This is a genomic window from Kiloniellales bacterium (assembly GCA_030066685.1).
Lineage (GTDB): Bacteria > Pseudomonadota > Alphaproteobacteria > Kiloniellales > JAKSBE01 > JAKSBE01.
In genome coordinates this window covers 1-15,445 of record JASJBF010000060.1, presented here as the reverse complement: position 1 = coordinate 15,445, position 15,445 = coordinate 1, and the positions used below count along the sequence as shown (strand labels likewise).

Sequence of the window (15,445 nt, the reverse complement as noted above, 5' to 3'; positions counted from 1 at the left end):
CGGTTCATGGCGTTGTAGTAGGGCTGGCTGACCACCGGCCGCGGCACGCCCTGCAGGTCGCAGAGCCGGACGATCTCGGCGATCCGCCAGGCGCGGTAGTTGGAGACGCCGAAGTAGCGGACCTTGCCGGCGCGGATCAGGTCGCCCATGGCGGCCACGGTTTCCTCCAGCGGCGTGCCCAGATCCTCTTTGTGGAGATAGTAGATGTCGACGTAGTCGGTCCCCAGGCGGCGCAGGCTGGCCTCGATCGCGGCCATGGCGTACTTGCGCGACAGGCCCCGCTGGTTCGGGCCCTCGCCCATGGGGTTGCAGAGCTTGGTCGCCAGGACCCAGAGGTCGCGCTGGGCGGCGATGGCCCGGCCGACGATCTCCTCGGAGTCGCCCTCGTTGTAGACGTCGGCGGTGTCGATGAAGTTGACCCCGGCCTCGCGGGCCTGGCCGATGATCCGATCGGAGGTGAGCGCATCCGTGCGCCCGCCGAACATCATGGTGCCGAGACAGATCGGCGAGACCATCAGGCCGCTGCGGCCCAGACGGCGGTATTCCATTCCTTCGCACTCCCCTATTGCGCCGCGGCCTGGCCCGGCGGCGCGAAGGCCCGCTCCATCTCGCGGCGGACCTTCACCGCCGCCTCGGTCTCGTCGACCTCGACGTCGGCCCAGCGGACCACGGCGCCCTGCGCGACCCCTGCCGTGAGCGTCACGTCGTGGGCCAGGCCCAGGGGCAGGGCGCCCCCGGCCAGGCTGTCCTCGGCCGGCATCAGGCGGCCCCAGACGGTGTAGCCGCCTTCGCCGTCGAGAAGCTCGCCCGGCTTCAGCTCGCGCTTGGCGACCGCCACCACGTCGCCGCGGAAGCCCGTCGGCGCGCCGGTCGCCTCGCCGCGCAGGGCCGCCGAGGCGACCGAGATGCCGAGCTCGAGCCCGATCAGGTGGAAGGGCTTGTACATGGCGCTGTAGCGGCCGCTGTCGTCGGTGACCAGGCCGTACTCGGTGAAGCAGCGCGCCGCATAGTCGCCCGGCGCCTCGAAGACCACGTAGACGCCCCAGCGCAGGTGCCGGGCGATGTCGCCGCCGTCGCGTTCCTGGCTGGAGACCACCTCGACCTGGCCCTTGTGGTGCAGCCAGCCGCCCTCGGCCCGGGGCCGCAGCACCTGCGGCAGGGCGTCCACGTCGCAGGGCGGGAAGGCGAGGCCCTCGGGCGCCGGGGTCAGGCCGGTGGCGTTGGCGACCGCGGCCATCTCGATGCCCGACTTGGTGCCGTCCATGAAGGAGTTGAACATCTTGGGGTTCATGCCGCCGGCGGCCGCCGCCTCCGGGGAGATGCCGTAGCAGTCCCAGACCGTCTCCGGGGTCATGTTGTGGTAGGCCGGCAGGTACTTGGTGCCCTTGCCGGCGGCGATGACGGGGAAGCCGCAGGCCCGGGCCCAGTCGACCAGCTCGCAGATCAGCGCCGGCTGATCGCCGTAGGCGAGGGAGTAGACCAGGCCGGCGCGCGCGAACTCGCGGGCCAGGAGCGGCCCGGCCAGGGCGTCGGCCTCGACGTTGACCATGACCAGGTGCTTGCCCTGGTCGACGCAGGCGCGGGCGTGGCCGATGCCGGCCGCCGGATGGCCGGTGGCGTCGATCACCACCTCGAGCTCGGGCGCCGCGATCAGCGCGGCGGCGTCCTCGACGAAGCGGGTCGCGGCGATGCGCGCCTCTGACCAGCCGACCGCGGCGCAGGCCGCCCGCGCGCGCCCGGGATCGAGGTCGGCGACGACCGAGACCTCCAGCCCGGCCGTCTCGGCCGCCTGGGCGAGGAACATCGAGCCGAACTTGCCGGCGCCGATCAGGCCGCAGCGAACCGGCCGGCCCTCCTCGGCACGCTTCAGGAGCAGGCGGTGAAGGTTCATGGCCGCAGGTTAGCACCCGCGGCGAGCGCCCGGCAAACGAGCACCCCGGCGTCGGGGCACGACGGCGCCGGGCGCCGCAATGCCGGGCAAGTCTCTCCGCCTCGGATCGAGTCAGGCCTGGCCCGCGAAGCGGGCGACGAAGTCCTCGAGCTCGGCGTCGGGGATCTCCTCGTCGCCGGCGGCGAGGCGCGCCGCGACGGTCTTGCCGCGCTCCATCCCCTGCGCGGCGATGGGGATCAGCTTGCGGACCTCTTCGCTTTCATCCTCGGCGCCGTCGCCCTGCAGGACCAGGTGGCGCAGCTGCGCCGCGTTCGAAATCATGCTCCGAAAGTTGGCGTCGGGATGCTTCAGCCCCTCCGCGACCACCCAGCTGACCACGCTCGCGATCTGCTCATCCTCGTCGAGACCGCGGCTGGCGCAGACCTCGAGGATCAGGCTCACCAGGAAGATCTGCGCCTCCAGCCCCCAGCCAAAGCTACCCTTGCCGACCAGCTTTTCCGCCGTGACGCCATCCGAATCCGCCAAGGCCGCCTCGAGATTCGGCATCATGATCGCGGCGACCGTGAGCCTCTGCGTGTAGGCGGACAGCTGCTCCGCGAGTTTCTGGAGCTCCGCCGCGCGCTCGTCCTCCTTGATGTAGTTCAGGAGGAAATGCTCGATCTCGGCGGGCGCGGGCTTGCTGTCGTCGGACTCGTCCCGTGCCATGAAGGCCTGGCCGGCAGCGGCCGCGGCTTCGGCGATGTGGCCGTAGGCCCGCAGTTCCCGCTCCCAGTCCTCGTCCGCCTCGGGATCCTTGAGGATGATCCCGCGCAGGCTCATGCCGAGCTTGGCCATGACCATGGCTTGCTCGTCCGTGCAGCGTCCGGCGGTCTTGAGCACGTAGATCATGACGTCCTTGGCTTCCTTCTCGTTCGTGGACCCGGTCAGGAGGAAGCATTGAACGACGAAGCAGGACAGGTACATCTGCGCCTCGAGCGGCAACTCCATCAGGCCTTCCGGCGAAGACCCCTCCGGCGGCTCAAAACCCTGCGGATCGGCGAGATAGTCGTCGACATGGGGCGCAAGGCCCCCGAGAGCCACCAGGGCCTCAACGTAGGCCGTCAAGCGGACGGCCAGTTCCGACGGCGGTTCCTTGGTGCCGCCGAATACACCCCTCATGAATCCAAACATATTCGTTCGCCCTTTGTGCTTGGCCGGAGCCGCACCCGATCTCGCCCGCCCTATCCCTAGGGCGGTGAGCCGTTTCTACCGACGATTGGACAGCCCGGCGTCTCTTCCCGGAAAGCTAAGCACAATGGAAAGAACAAATAAAGAACAAATTCGCGTCAGCCCTGCCTGACCGGCGGATCAGCCACAAGCCAAGCGGCCTGCGTTCATTCGAACGCAGACGAGCTGTGCCATCTACATGAAATCGATCGAGTGACCTGCGCTCATTTAAATCCGGTCGAGCGCGGTCTGATCTAGTCCGCCGGGCGCAAGCTCTCCCAGACCGCCCAGGCCTCGGCGAAGGACGGCACGCCGCCTTCGGTTTCCACGATCGCCAGCAGCGCGATGTCGCGGCCACCGACGGTCTTGACGGTGGAGAGCGTATAGTTGCTGCCTCCGGATCCGCCGCCGTTCTCGCGCAGCGTGAAGCGGGCCGGGACCTCGCCTTCCTGGAGGACGGGGCCTTCGCCGGCGCGGACCGCCGGCGGCGGCCCCTCCGGATAGAGCTCGATGACGTCGACGGTCCGATAGGCCGCCGGGTTCTCGAGATCGATGCGCGCCGCCTGCAGCTTGGCAACCCGCCCCGGCGGGACGGCGAAGGACAGGCCGAGCCCGCTCTCGCGCGTCCAGTCCTCCCAGCCGGCGGCGGCGATCTGCGGTTCCGTCACCTTTGCTGTCTCCTTTTCCTTGGCGGCCTGGTCGCGATCGTCACAGGCCGCAAGCGCCGCCAACCCGAGCATCCCGGCCAGCAGGAAAAGCCGAGGCGCTACCATGAGATGCTCGCCGCGTTCATGTCGTTCCAGGCTTCTCTGACGAAGCTGCCCCAGGCGGTGACCCGATCGTCCCAGGCGCGCGAGGTGTACTCGGACCCGAGCGCGGCGACGTTGGCCGGCGGCCAGGCCGAGCCGTGCCGGCCGTAGGCGGCGAAGTCGATGCCCGGAAAGGCCGACACCGTATCGGGCAGGGTCGCGGCGCTGTGGCGAACCGCCAGGTCGGCCACCCGCCGGATGTAGCGCGCGCAGGCGAAGATATTGAACTCGTCGCAGGCCAGCAGCGCGGCGACCTGGCGCTGATCCAGGGAGCTGCGGCGGGAGCTGTCAAGCAGGTCCGCGAAGAGATCGGCCCGGACCGCGGTGTCGTCGCGCACCTGCGCCAGGCCGATCGACGTGGTCCGGCGATAGACCGGGTGCGTCGCCGCGGTGTAGTCCAGCATGTCTTCGTTTCTCGACTGGTCCCGCTGCTCGGCGAGGATGACGCCGCCGATGATCTCCGGCGTCAACCTGTGGACCCGGGCCGCTGCGGCCATGACGGCGGCGCGCGTCGGCAGGCCGTCGATGTAGACCGGCGCGAAGAAGGTTGAAATGGTCAGGCAGGCGACCCGACCGGCCTGGCCCCGGCGCTCGCGCGGGCTGCTCGGAAGCGTCAGCCCGCTCAGCGCCAGCGGATTGGAATAGCGCCGCGAAACGGGCCCCGCCGCGCCGGGGTCCGGTCCGCTGTGGCGCGCCTGCTCCCAAGCGATGCGCGCCTGGTCCGCCGCGGGCACGCGCCGGGCGTAGATGTCGCTTCCCGTCGCGCCGCTGCCGGTGAAGGACGCCTGGGGCGAGCTCGGTATGGCCGGCACCGGGGCCGTGGTGCAGGCCCCGAGGCGCAGCGAGACGCCGTGCCTTGCGAGGTTGACGCTCAGGTCGTTCGCCATGCGGAAAACCCGGGTCGGCTGACCCAGCAGGGTCGTCAGCCTGACCGACTCCGGCGAGAAGTAGGAGAAGCGGCGCAGCCGGGCCTCGATCGTCCCGGCCGAGACCGCGGTCACCTTCGCCGCCAGCATCATCGTCAGATCGAAGAGCGAAGGCGCCCGGCGGCCGCGATAGCGGGTCAGGAGCGTATCCAGCAGCCTTTGCCGCTCGAGATAGGTGATCGTCACATCGATCCGGGGGTCGGCCTGCAGCGCGGCCAGGGCAGCGGCCCGGTCCCGGTCCGTGACCCAGGTGAAAAGGTCCCCCAGCTCCAGCAGCCCGATGACCTGATCGCCGACCGCAGTCACGGAGAGACTCCCAATTCAGACGCGCATTCCGTCGAAGATCCTATCGCATGAGGTTAGAGCCGTGCCGGGCGCTTGTCACCTCATCCGGACGGCCTGCGTGGCTCCGGCGGCCAGCTTCACCCGCTCGCCGGCCCCTATTCCGCCGCGGCGGCGGTCAGCTCCGCCAGGCAGTCGTCGGCCAGGCAGGCGATCGGGGTGAAGTCCCGGTGGGCGATCCATTCGGCGCGCTCGAAGCGGCGGATGTGGTTGTCGACGTGGCAGAGGCTGAGATAGACGATGGTCCGGCCGAAGGGGCTGATGTTGGGCGGGCTGGCGTGGACCAGGTTGCAGTGGAACATCAGCACCGAGCCGGCCGGCCCGGTCGGCGCGACCAGGCCGCCGGCCTTGGCCAGGCGGGTGATGGTCGCCCGGTCCAGGGTCCAGAGCGGGTAGGAGGTGGTCGCCAGGTCGTGGCCGGCGGGCAGGACGCCCTGCTTGTGGCTGCGCGGGATGAAGATCAGGGGGCCGTTGGCCGCGGTCACCTCGTCGAGGAAGACCGCGATGTTCATGGCCCGCGGCTCGGGCATCTCGTCGTCGCGGGCCCAGGTGCCGTAGTCCTGGTGCCACTGCCAGACCTCGCCGTCGAAGGCCGCCTTGGCGTTGACCTTGTACTGGTGCATGTAGACCGGGCCGTCGAGGAGCTGCATCACCGGCTCGACCAGGCGCGGGTGACGGCCCAGACGACGGAAAGCCTCGTTGTAGGTCTGCGCGGCGAAGGCGGTGCGCGCGGCGCCGGAGCTCTCTCGCCAGACTTCCTCGCGGTCCAGGGCGTAGACCCGGTCGGCCTCGGCCCGCAGCAGAGCGGCCTCGGCGGGGGAGAAGACCTCGGGCAGGAAGAGATAGCCCTCGGTGTCGAAATCGGCGAGCTGTGCGTCGGTGAGTTTCATGGCGCCGGCCTCCCGGTGCACAACTTTAGTGCAAGCGCAGTGTGCGGCAAAGCGCCTGCGAGGACTAGTCCCCTTCCAAGAGCTTTCGTCTGAACCGCTGCAGCTCCGCATGAGACCAGGCATCATAAGCCGAGTCCCTAGACCTGATGTCCTCGTCGGTCACGAAATGCATGACCGCGTGCCATGCCAGCCCTAGCGGTTCGGGATCGCTCTCTGAGGGACAAAGATTCATGACCTCCTCCAGAGAGACCTCGCCGGCCAAGGCGCGATCGATCAGCTTGACGAGACGGTCCCGGGACGCGCTATTCAATGCCCTCAACTCCAGTGCATAGGGAAGACAAGCATTATGAACGAAGACGTCTTCAACATGGAGCTGCGCAAGTTCCTGAAGAAGGTCGGGGTGACCTCGCAGCGGGAGATCGAGCAGGCTGTGCGCGGCGCGATCGAGGCCGGCAAGCTGAAGGGCGACGAGACGGTGAAGGCCAAGGTCACCCTGACCCTGGAGGGCCTCGACCTGAGCCACGAGATCGACGGCGAGATCTCGCTGGGCTGAGATTACGGGCGCCGCAGAGCCGGGCCGGCTACTGGGCCGGCTGCGGCGGCAGGAGCGGCTTGTCGTTGACCGAGAGCGCGCCGTCGGGCCCGACCTTGATCAGGAAGCGATCGACCGGGCCTCGGGCGCCGGTCTCGTCCCGGTCGGTGAAGGCCTGGAGCAGGGCGAGCAGTCCGACCACGCCACGGGCGTTGTCCCGGACCTTCGGATCGGGGTCCTCCAGGCTTTCCTGGGCCAACTGAACCAAGAAGTCGAAGCCGCCGACCTCGGCGAGGACGGTGCCACGGGCCCCGAAGGCGGCATCGGAGTCGATCACCAAGCCGCCCTTGAAGCCGACCTCGGCATCGGGTGCGGCCAAGCGCGTGCCCGAGAGGTCGAGGGTCGTGCCGGCGTCAGACATGGCGCCGATCAGCTTCTCGCCGGCATCCGCGGCCCGCCGGTCGCCTGTCCCCTCGCCTTTGGGATCACCGCCGCCCTGGATCTCGGCCGTCGCCACCTCCTCCGCAAGCGGTTCGAGAAGCGCCAGCAGGGTCCGCAGCGGGAGCCGCTCCAAGGACAGCACGGCGCGGCCGTCCGCCGGCATCAGGGCGGCGGCGAGACCGTTGGCCTGACGGTCCGGCCCGGTGAAGCGCAGCCCGGTCTGGGCCAAGTCGAGATCGAGCCTGGCGACCGACTCCTCCAGGTTCGAGACCGCGTAGCCGACGCTGATGCTGTCGATCTCCACGGCCTCCCGGGAGTCGTCCCGGACACTGCGGAAATCGCGCAAATCGAAGCTGACGCGGCCGCCGCGCGACAGATAGAGCATGTCGCTCAGGAAGCCCGGCGGCGCCTCTTCGGCCCCGGCCGAGGGCGACTGCCGGGCCCGGGCCGCCGCGCGCAAGACCTCCGCCGCCGCCGCCGGGTCATGATCGGGCATCTCGACCTTGCCCTCGATCCCGGCGAGCGCGACGCGCAGCTCCTCGTCCCGGAACGTGATGCCGTCGACCCGCAGCTTGCCGTCGACGTCGTAGCGCCCCTGTTCGGCCGGGCGGCTCACGTACTCGCCCCGAACCGTCTCGAAGCGCGCGAGGGACTCGCCGGCCGGGGTCTCGACGCTGACGCCGGCGGTCGAGACCTTGGCGTCCAGCATGCTGAGATAGGCGAAGGACCAGAGCCCCTCGAGGGTCAGGCTCCCGGGTCTGATCACATGGGTCGGGGGCTTGCCGCCCTTGGAGATGAGCCAACGGGGCGGCACGCTGAGATCGGAGATGCGAAACAGCTCGTCGCCGCCGCGCTCGCCATCCGGGGTCATGGTGAAGGCCGTGCTGCCGATGTCGAGCCGCCCGTCCTCGGCCGGATCGAGCAGTATGCGAAGCCCCGTGAGCGAGACCCGGAAGCCGTCGCCCTGGTCCTCGACCTCGATCGTGTCGTAGGCATAGGGCAAGGGCGCACCGACGGGGCCCGCCGCCTCGTAAAGCGAGAAGGTCTCCTGGATCTCGGCGCGGAGCTGCTCGGCCTCGAGGGCCCAAGCGGGCGGGGCGAGAGCGCCGCCGACGAGCAGGCCGGCACCGAAAAGAGCCGCCAGGCTGCTGCGCATGATGCCGATCTCCCGGGTCGTTTTGGGCGAAGAGCGCGGATCGCGCTGAAACTATAGGCCAAGGGGCCGAGGGGCCGAAACGGCTTTCTGCGACCGACCGCCGAAACGGCCGTCAAGGGGCCGGGAAGGCCGGCGGCAAGGGCAGGCCCGCCTCGGCCATGGCCGCCCGCAGCCGGTCCGGATAGTCGGTGACGATGCCGTCGACCCCCAGCGCCAGCAGGCGTGCCATCTCGGCCGGCTCGTTGACGGTCCAGACCACGACCCGGAGGCCCAGCGACTGGGCCTCTCGCAGCTCGGCCTCGCTGAGGTCGCGAAAGTGGGGCGACCAGACCTCGCCGCGGGCCGCCTTGACCGCCTGCGGCAGGGAGCCGCCCTGCGCCGCGACCTCGATGCCGGCGGTCCAGGCCGTCCCGGCCGGATGCTTGCGCCCGACGTTGTCGAACCAGTCCTGCTCCGCTGTGAGGAAGACCGTGGCCAGGGCCGGCGCCTGTTCCTGGGCGGCGCGGAGCACCCGCCAGTCGAAGGATTGCAGACTGGCCCGCGCCAGCACGCCGGTCCCGGCCAGGACGTAGATCACCGCCCGGGCGAAGGCGGCGGGCTCGAGGGTCTCCTCGGGGGCCAGGGGCGAGACCTTGGCTTCGACGCTGTAGAGTATCCGGCCGCCGGTCTGCGCCTCGGCCAGCTCGATCACTTGCTCGAGGCTGGGCACGCGGACCCCGTCCAGCCGCCGCTGCGCCGGGAAGCGCCGCGCGGTCTCGCCGTCCGGCCGGCTGGCGCCGACGTCGGCCTGCTGCAGCTCCGCCAGGGTCAGATCCTTGATCAAGGGGCCCGGCGGGCTGATCCAGGCGCCGTCGGGGCCGCGGCTTCGCTCGGGCGAGAGCCGGCGGTCGTGGTGGACCACCACCACGCCGTCGCGGGTGATCGCCAGGTCGAGCTCCAGGGTCGTGACCCCCAGGGATAGGGCCCGCGCAAAGGCCGGAAGCGTGTTCTCGGGCATCAGGCCGCGGCCGCCGCGATGCGCCTGCAGCTCGAAAGCCGGACGGACGACGCGCGCGGCCCGCCGGTCCTCCTGGAAGACGAGATGGTCCTGGAGCAAGAGCCCCGCCGCGCCGATCAGGACGGCGGCCAGGAAGGCGAAAAGCCAGAAACGCGAGCCCTTGGAGAGCGTCCTCGGCATGGCGCCATGCTGCCCGACCCGGGCCGGGAGGCCAAATGCAAAGCCGCCGGGAGGCCCGCTACGAGCGGCTGCGGTCCAAGCCGATGTCGCGCAGCAGAACCGGGTCGAGGTCGCGCAGGTCGCGCTGAAGCATGAGCTCGCGCCGCCGGACCGCCAGGGTCCCGGCGACCGCCTCGAGGTCGAAGCCGGCCCGGCTCACGAGGTCCCGGACGCTGAGCCCCGGGATGCTGGGATCGACGAGACGCTGTGAGAGGTCGGTCATGGCTGGATCTCCGCGCTCGGTCAGATATTTAGTTGAACTCAAGATCATCTGGGCCGTTTCCGGCCCAGAAGCATTGCTTCCTTTGAAATATGGCCGGATCATAACGGACTTGAAATCGAGTTCTTCTGTCCCGTACCTTTAGGAAAACTAAAGGTGGAGCCGAGCCGATGCGGCTGCCGTCCCTGAACGCGCTGCGGGCCTTCGAAGCCGTGGCCCGGCACCTCAGCCTGACCCGCGCGGCGGAGGAGCTGCACGTGACCCCGGCCGCGGTGAGCCATCAGCTCAAGGCCCTGGAGGACGACCTCGGCGTGCCCCTGCTGCGCCGGGCGCGGCGCGAGTTCTTCCTCACCGACGCGGCGCAGGCGGGCCTGCCGGCCCTGCGCGAGGCCTTCGACCTGCTGGGCGAGGCGGTCGAGCGGATGCGCAGCGAGCGGCCGGACCGTCTGCTGACCATCAGCGTCCTGCCCTCTTTCGCGGTCTCCTGGCTGGTGCCGCGGCTCAGCCGCTTCAAGGCGCAGCACCCGGAGATCGACGTCCGCCTGGACACGACCGACCGCGTGGTCGACCTGCGCCGCGAGGCCATCGACCTGGGGATCCGCTTCGGCGCCGGCGACTATCCGGGCCTGCAGGTGGACCGGCTGCTCGACGAGGAGATCTTCCCGGTCTGCAGCCCGGCCCTCCTGGAAGGCCCGCATCCCCTCAGGACCCCGGAAGACCTGCGCCACCACACGCTGCTGCACGTCGACTGGACCCCCTTCATGGAGGAGACCAGCGACTGGAAGCTGTGGCTCATGGCGGCCGGGCTGGAGCAGGTGGTCGACGTCTCCCGCGGTCCGCGCTTCTCGCACACCAACCTGGCTCTGCAGGCCGCGACCCACGGCCAGGGCGTGGTCATCGGCAGCCGGGCGCTGGCCGAGGACGACCTCGCCGCCGGCCGCTTGGTGCGGCCCTTCGGGATGAGCGTGCCGGTAAACTTCTGCTATTTCGTGGTGACCACGCCGGCCGCGGCGCGGCTGCCCAAGGTCGCGGCCTTCAAGGATTGGCTCCTGGGCGAAGCCGCGGACGAGGAAAGCCGGCTTCAGGCGGCGCCGCGCAACTGATCGACGAAGGCTTGGACGGCCGGGACCTGCTCCGGCACGAGATCGAAGCGGATCCCGCAGAAGTCCTCGTCCAGATGGGTGACCGTGCCGCGGAGCCCGCCCAGGCCCTCGATCTCGAGCTCGAGCGCCTGGCCGATGTGGAGCTCGCGGCTGGGCGACAGGCGGATCCCGCCCTTGGAGATGTCGAGGATCTCGCAGGCGCGCCACTGCGAGCCGGTGCGCAGGCGCCCGCCGAGCCGAACCGGCTTGCGCTCATCCAGGCGGCGGTTGCCCGCGGTCGATTCCCTGAGGATCGAGACCAGGGTTTCCTGCAGGTGCCTGGACATATTGGCGACGGAGTCGGCGCGGGCGGCGGACTCCTCGGCCTTGCTCTCCGAATCGCTGGAGGATTGCGAGACCTCGGTGATGCTCTGCGAGGCGTCCTGGACGTTCTGCGACACGCTCTGGGCGTTCTGCGCGATCTCCCGGATGGCCTGGCGCTGCTCGCCGATGGCTCTGGCGACCTCCGCGGCGATCTCGCTGATGTTCCGGTTGGTCTGGCCGATCTGCGAGATCGCCTTGACCGCCTCCTCGGTGACCTTCTGGATGTTCTGGATCTGCTGGGTGATCTCGTCGGTCGCCTTGGCGGTCTGGGTTGCCAGGCTCTTGACCTCCCCCGCCACCACGGCGAAGCCCTTGCCCGCCTCGCCGGCGCGCGCCGCTTCGATGGTGGCGTTGAGCGCCAGCAGGTTGGTCTGCTCTGCGATGTCGGAGATCAGGTCGACAACGCTGCCGATCCGGTCCGTGGCCTCGGCCAGCCCCTTGATCGTTTCGTTGGTCGCCTCGGCGTCCTGGACCGCCTTGGCGGTAATCTGGGTGGACTGATCCACCTGACGGCCGATCTCGTCGCTGGTCGAGGCCATCTCCTCGGCGGCGCTGGCCACCGTCTGGACGTTGGCCGAGGCGTGATCGGCGGCGCCGGTCGCCGAGACGCTCTGGCCTCTCACGTGGGTGGCCGCCGCCTTCATGTCGATGATCAGCCGGTTCAGAAGATCGATCTCTTGGACCATCTCGCCGACCGTGGACTGAACCTGATTGTCGAGCGTGTCGGCCATGGCGAGCATCTCGCGCCGGACGAAATCCTGGCGCTCCCGATCTTCCTGGCGCCGTGCCGCGCGCATCCGCTCGACCTCGATCACGTTCTCCCGAAAGACCTGGACGCTGCGCGCCAGCTGGCCGACCTCGTCCCTGGCGCCGACCTCGACCTCGACCTCGGTGTCGCCCTTGGAGAGCGCGTCGATGACCTCGATGACCCGCTTCAGGGGCGTGACGATGCGCTGGGCGAGCAGAAGCGCCACGCCGATCGCCAGGACCACCGTGGCCAGGACGGCACCGAGCATGATCCAGCGTTCCCGCTGGATCAGCGCCTCTGCGGTGAGGCGGAACTCGAAACCCTCCGCGGCGGTGGTCTCGACCAGCTCGCTCAGACCGGCCTCGATGGCTTGCGTTGCAGCGCTGTAGCCCTCGACGTCGTAGGCCGCGCCCGCCAGGATCGCGCGGCTGATCTCCCGCCAGCCTTCGGCGCGCTCCAGCAGCGCCTCTCCGGCGCCGCGGGTGCCGTCGCTGAGCGCCCGTTCGATCGCCACATCCAGGTTGTCGGTGAAGCTCTCGAAGAGCTCTTCGATCTCCGCCTCGTCCGGCGCCGAGGCGCCGCCGCCTGCCTTCGCCAGCGGCGCGATATCGGCCTTGAGGCGGGTGAAGTCGGTCTCTGCGGCCCGCGCGTAGTTGATCGCCATCAAGGGCCGGTCGTAGGTCTCGATCGCCAGCGCGCCCATCACCCCGACGGAATAGACGCCGAAGGCGCCGAGGAAACCCGCCATGGCGGTGACGACGAGGAATCCTAGTAGAAGTTTCAGACGGATGGGCATGTCGCGTCGGTCCGCAGGGCCGGTCTAGTTGGCGATGATGGTCATCTTCATCTTGGGGTGTATGCCGCAGCGGACCTTGTGCTTGCCGCTCTTGTCGACGGTCACCGCGAACGCCTGACCGGGGTCCTGCATGCCGCTGTTCGCGCCCAGGTCCTTGATCAGGATGTTGTGCTTGACGCCGTCGTCATTGACGAAGGTCACGCTGTCTCCGACGGCGACGCTCAGCTCCCTGACGGAGAAGGTCTTGCCCTTCTGGTTGACGGCGTGGGTGGTCGCGGCGGCGGCGGCCGTGATGCCGACTGCCGTGAAGAGGCAGCCGGCGGCATAGAGGAAGCTGTTCGCGTTCATCGTCATCTCCTGGCGTCCGGAGCCCGGGGCGTGGGTCGGGCCCGCGCTAGTTCGGCAGCAGCGGCAGTGCGGTCGGTTCGTCCTCGCCGGTCAGGGTCTCAAGGAAGGTGACCAGATCCGCTTTTTCCTGGCTTGTCAGGTTCAAGGGACGGATGTCGTCCGACAGGCTTGGCCGGCGGAGGAACCCGCGGTCGTAGTGCTCGACCACCTCACTCAGGGTCGCGAGGGAGCCGTTGTGCATGTAGGGCGCGCGCTGGACGATGTTGCGCAGGCCCGGCGTCTTGAAGGTGTGGCGGAACTCCGGCATCTCGACCACCTGCTCCCGGCCGACGTCGTCGGTCTCCAGGCCGATGTCGTGGAAGCTGTCGTCGGTCAGGTTCCAGCCGGAATGGCAGGCCGCGCAGCGCGCCTTGGTGTTGTAGATCACGAAGCCGCGCTGGGCGCTCCGGCTGATCGCGCGGGGATTGCCCTCGATCCAGTAGTCGAAGGGCGCCTTGCCGGAGACGATGGTCCGCTCGTAGGTCGCGATGGCCATGGCGATGCCCTCGGCCGTGACGCCCTGGCCGGGGAAGGCCTCCTCGAAGAGGCGCCGGTAGCCCTCGATCGCCTCGAGCTCGGCGATCAGCGTGTCCAGGGGCTGCGCCATCTCGACGTCGGCCTGGATCGGCCCCAGGGCCTGCTCCTCCAGGCTGTCGGCCCGGCCATCCCAGAAGAAGACCTCGCCCCAGGCCAGGTTCAGGACGGTCGGCGTGTGGCGGCCGAGCCGGTTCATGCCGTGGCCGGCGCCGGTCGGCTGTCCGTCCTCCCAGGCGAAGCTGGGGTTATGGCAGCTGGCGCAAGAGATCAGGTTGGAGCCCGAGAGCCGCGGATCAAAGAACAGCATCTTGCCGAGCTCCGCCTTGGCGCTGCTGAAGGGATTGTCCTCGGGGAAGGGGATCCGGCCCGGCCGGCGGTAGGCCGCCTTCATCTCCTCCAGTTCCCGGGCGTCGACGCCGGCGACGGTCAGCGCCGCAAGCTGCCAGCGCTCGCTCCGGTCTTCGGCGACGAGCGGCGCCGCGGAGAGCAGGCCGAGGGCGATCGCGCCGGCAAGGGCGAGGGGCCCGTGAGCTTTCTTATCCATCTCTTCCTTCACTCCCCTAGGGGGCGCAGCGTCACTCGATCGAGCTCGGCGCCGGGTCATATATCAATAGGGTTAAGCATCATTGAAAGGTGTCGCGGAGCTGTAGCGATCACTCCGCAGTCTTGGCCTCCGACTTCATGAAGTGCTCGGCGCGCATCAGGTCCTCGGCGTCGCCTTCGTCGAAGTACTCGAAGAGCCGGTCCCGGTAGGCGATCACCTCGGCCTTGCTGGGCACGTGGAAGCCGCCCTCCACCGTGGCCTCGCCGACGATCACGATGGCGTGCATGCCCATGATCAGGTGCGGCAGGCAGTGGTACTCGTAGCTGCCCTCCACCGAGAAGGTGTGGCTCCAGGTCTCGCCGGCCAGGGTCAGGTAGGGGCTCTCGAAGCCTCGCGCGCCCTTTGGAAAGCCGTCCGGATAGGTCATGACGTTGTGGTCCATCTCGGCCTCGTTGACCCAGGTCACGGTGTCGCCGGGCCGGATCACCAGGACCTTGGGCTGGAAAGCCATCCTCAGGTTGTCCAGGTCGGTCGTGATCCGGACGATGTGACGCTTGGGCGCCGTCTCCAGCAGAGCGCAGCCACCGGGCACGAGCAGGACCAGGGCGAGCAAAGCGATCGCCGAGCGTTTCATGGTGGGTTGTTCCCCTCAATCGGCCTCTCGGGCCGCGCCAAGCAGCGGTCGCGGCCAAGTCGGCCGACGGTCATATAGAGAGGTATCTAACCCATAAGATTTAATTGTCGGCTAAACCGAACAGCCCTGGGGACCGCCATCGCCGCCCGAGGCCGAGGCTCCGGCCCGCATCTCGGCGGCAAGGGCCAGGGCTCGAGGGTCCTGCGCCGCCTCCAGGGCCTCCATCACCTGGCGACGGTCGGTCGCCGGCCTGTTCTGGCTGAGCTTGGCCTTGGCCTCCAGGCGGGCGACCGGGATCTCGAAGGCGACGATGCCGCGCCGCATCCGGGCCAGGTACTTGGGATCCTGGCCGGCCAGGGACCAGGGATCGGCGGCGCCGGCCTCGTGCTCCGCGACCAGGCGGGCCAGGAGGGCCTGGACCTCGGCCTCCGCCTCAAGGATCCGCGGCCGGCCGTAAAGGTGGACCGCCAGGTAGTTCCAGGTCGGCACCGCCGGACCGGGTGCGTACCAGGACGGCGAGACGTAGCCGTGGGCGCCCTGGAAGACGACCAGGGCCTCGCCGCCCGCGGCGGCCAGGGCCGCGAGGTCGTGCCATTGCGGATTGGCCCGCGCCATGTGGCCGAGCAGGCGGCCGGGCGTTCCGCCGGCGGGCTCGTCGAAGAGGAACGGCAGGTGCGAGGCCTGCGGCAGGCCCTTGGCCAAGA

The 15,445-nt window shown here is 69.5% G+C and carries 16 protein-coding genes; 2 read left to right on the top strand and 14 right to left on the bottom strand.

Translation table 11 applies throughout. From position 1 onward, the window contains the following. The 6 genes from QNJ30_27050 to QNJ30_27025 form a co-directional block, all read right to left on the bottom strand. Positions 1–548, bottom strand: a 548-nt coding sequence (locus QNJ30_27050) for an aldo/keto reductase (GenBank protein ID MDJ0947127.1), incomplete at its 3' end; no start/stop codon positions are given. A gap of 14 nt (positions 549–562) precedes the next feature. Then, positions 563–1,891 (bottom strand): Gfo/Idh/MocA family oxidoreductase, encoded by a 1,329-nt coding sequence (locus tag QNJ30_27045; GenBank protein ID MDJ0947126.1) that lies wholly within the window; start codon positions 1,889–1,891, stop codon positions 563–565. A 111-nt stretch (positions 1,892–2,002) separates the two neighbouring features. Next, positions 2,003–3,049, bottom strand: coding sequence for a hypothetical protein (locus tag QNJ30_27040; protein MDJ0947125.1), 1,047 nt, complete (start codon positions 3,047–3,049; stop codon positions 2,003–2,005). A gap of 302 nt (positions 3,050–3,351) precedes the next feature. Further along, a complete protein-coding gene (locus QNJ30_27035) occupies positions 3,352–3,870 on the bottom strand; it encodes a Tsi3 family protein (protein ID MDJ0947124.1) in 519 nt (172 codons plus the stop codon). Then, positions 3,864–5,138: a hypothetical protein gene (locus QNJ30_27030; protein ID MDJ0947123.1), complete on the bottom strand. Its 1,275-nt coding sequence runs from the start codon at positions 5,136–5,138 to the stop codon at positions 3,864–3,866. Before QNJ30_27030 ends, QNJ30_27035 begins: the two co-directional genes overlap by 7 nt. Before the next feature lie 134 nt (positions 5,139–5,272). Then, a complete protein-coding gene (locus QNJ30_27025) occupies positions 5,273–6,064 on the bottom strand; it encodes a phytanoyl-CoA dioxygenase family protein (GenBank protein MDJ0947122.1) in 792 nt (263 codons plus the stop codon). A 346-nt stretch (positions 6,065–6,410) separates the two neighbouring features. Here QNJ30_27025 and QNJ30_27020 point away from each other — a divergent pair, with 346 nt between their 5' ends. Then, entirely contained in the window at positions 6,411–6,617 is a 207-nt protein-coding gene (locus QNJ30_27020; GenBank protein ID MDJ0947121.1) for a DUF6494 family protein, read from the top strand. A gap of 28 nt (positions 6,618–6,645) precedes the next feature. Here QNJ30_27020 and QNJ30_27015 read toward each other — a convergent pair whose 3' ends face one another. The 3 genes from QNJ30_27015 to QNJ30_27005 form a co-directional block, all read right to left on the bottom strand. After that, positions 6,646–8,193 carry a hypothetical protein gene (locus tag QNJ30_27015; protein ID MDJ0947120.1) on the bottom strand — a complete coding sequence of 516 codons (1,548 nt, stop codon included), beginning with the start codon at positions 8,191–8,193 and terminating at the stop codon, positions 6,646–6,648. Between the two features lie 112 nt (positions 8,194–8,305). After that, complete coding sequence (locus QNJ30_27010; GenBank protein ID MDJ0947119.1) at positions 8,306–9,370, bottom strand: glycerophosphodiester phosphodiesterase; 1,065 nt, start codon at positions 9,368–9,370, stop codon at positions 8,306–8,308. A gap of 58 nt (positions 9,371–9,428) precedes the next feature. Then, a complete protein-coding gene (locus QNJ30_27005; GenBank protein MDJ0947118.1) occupies positions 9,429–9,632 on the bottom strand; it encodes a hypothetical protein in 204 nt (67 codons plus the stop codon). Positions 9,633–9,799: 167 nt separating this feature from the next. Between QNJ30_27005 and QNJ30_27000 the strand changes: the two genes are divergently transcribed. Beyond that, complete coding sequence (locus tag QNJ30_27000) at positions 9,800–10,732, top strand: transcriptional regulator GcvA (GenBank protein ID MDJ0947117.1); 933 nt, start codon at positions 9,800–9,802, stop codon at positions 10,730–10,732. Here the strand turns inward: QNJ30_27000 and QNJ30_26995 are convergent. The 5 genes from QNJ30_26995 to QNJ30_26975 all read right to left on the bottom strand — a co-directional run. Then, a complete protein-coding gene (locus QNJ30_26995) occupies positions 10,711–12,639 on the bottom strand; it encodes a methyl-accepting chemotaxis protein (protein ID MDJ0947116.1) in 1,929 nt (642 codons plus the stop codon). The genes QNJ30_27000 and QNJ30_26995 overlap by 22 nt on opposite strands. Positions 12,640–12,663: 24 nt before the next feature. Continuing rightward, positions 12,664–12,987: a cupredoxin domain-containing protein gene (locus QNJ30_26990; protein ID MDJ0947115.1), complete on the bottom strand. Its 324-nt coding sequence runs from the start codon at positions 12,985–12,987 to the stop codon at positions 12,664–12,666. Positions 12,988–13,033: 46 nt separating this feature from the next. Next, complete coding sequence (locus QNJ30_26985; GenBank protein MDJ0947114.1) at positions 13,034–14,107, bottom strand: cytochrome c peroxidase; 1,074 nt, start codon at positions 14,105–14,107, stop codon at positions 13,034–13,036. 109 nt (positions 14,108–14,216) lie between these two features. Next, the gene (locus QNJ30_26980) at positions 14,217–14,741 is read right to left on the bottom strand and encodes a plastocyanin/azurin family copper-binding protein (GenBank protein MDJ0947113.1); all 525 of its coding nucleotides are present in this window, start codon (positions 14,739–14,741) and stop codon (positions 14,217–14,219) included. A gap of 111 nt (positions 14,742–14,852) precedes the next feature. Then, the coding region (locus QNJ30_26975; GenBank protein ID MDJ0947112.1) for an FMN-binding negative transcriptional regulator at positions 14,853–15,445 on the bottom strand (593 nt) is incomplete at its 5' end.

Coding starts and splice junctions, on each gene's coding strand:
- QNJ30_27045 (MDJ0947126.1), bottom strand. CDS start 1,891: ATGAACCTTCACCGCCTGCTCCTGAAGCGTGCCGAGGAGGGCCGGCCG.
- QNJ30_27040 (MDJ0947125.1), bottom strand. CDS start 3,049: ATGAGGGGTGTATTCGGCGGCACCAAGGAACCGCCGTCGGAACTGGCC.
- QNJ30_27035 (MDJ0947124.1), bottom strand. CDS start 3,870: ATGGTAGCGCCTCGGCTTTTCCTGCTGGCCGGGATGCTCGGGTTGGCG.
- QNJ30_27025 (MDJ0947122.1), bottom strand. CDS start 6,064: ATGAAACTCACCGACGCACAGCTCGCCGATTTCGACACCGAGGGCTAT.
- QNJ30_27020 (MDJ0947121.1), top strand. CDS start 6,411: ATGAACGAAGACGTCTTCAACATGGAGCTGCGCAAGTTCCTGAAGAAG.
- QNJ30_27015 (MDJ0947120.1), bottom strand. CDS start 8,193: ATGCGCAGCAGCCTGGCGGCTCTTTTCGGTGCCGGCCTGCTCGTCGGC.
- QNJ30_27010 (MDJ0947119.1), bottom strand. CDS start 9,370: ATGCCGAGGACGCTCTCCAAGGGCTCGCGTTTCTGGCTTTTCGCCTTC.
- QNJ30_27005 (MDJ0947118.1), bottom strand. CDS start 9,632: ATGACCGACCTCTCACAGCGTCTCGTCGATCCCAGCATCCCGGGGCTC.
- QNJ30_27000 (MDJ0947117.1), top strand. CDS start 9,800: ATGCGGCTGCCGTCCCTGAACGCGCTGCGGGCCTTCGAAGCCGTGGCC.
- QNJ30_26995 (MDJ0947116.1), bottom strand. CDS start 12,639: ATGCCCATCCGTCTGAAACTTCTACTAGGATTCCTCGTCGTCACCGCC.
- QNJ30_26990 (MDJ0947115.1), bottom strand. CDS start 12,987: ATGAACGCGAACAGCTTCCTCTATGCCGCCGGCTGCCTCTTCACGGCA.
- QNJ30_26985 (MDJ0947114.1), bottom strand. CDS start 14,107: ATGGATAAGAAAGCTCACGGGCCCCTCGCCCTTGCCGGCGCGATCGCC.
- QNJ30_26980 (MDJ0947113.1), bottom strand. CDS start 14,741: ATGAAACGCTCGGCGATCGCTTTGCTCGCCCTGGTCCTGCTCGTGCCC.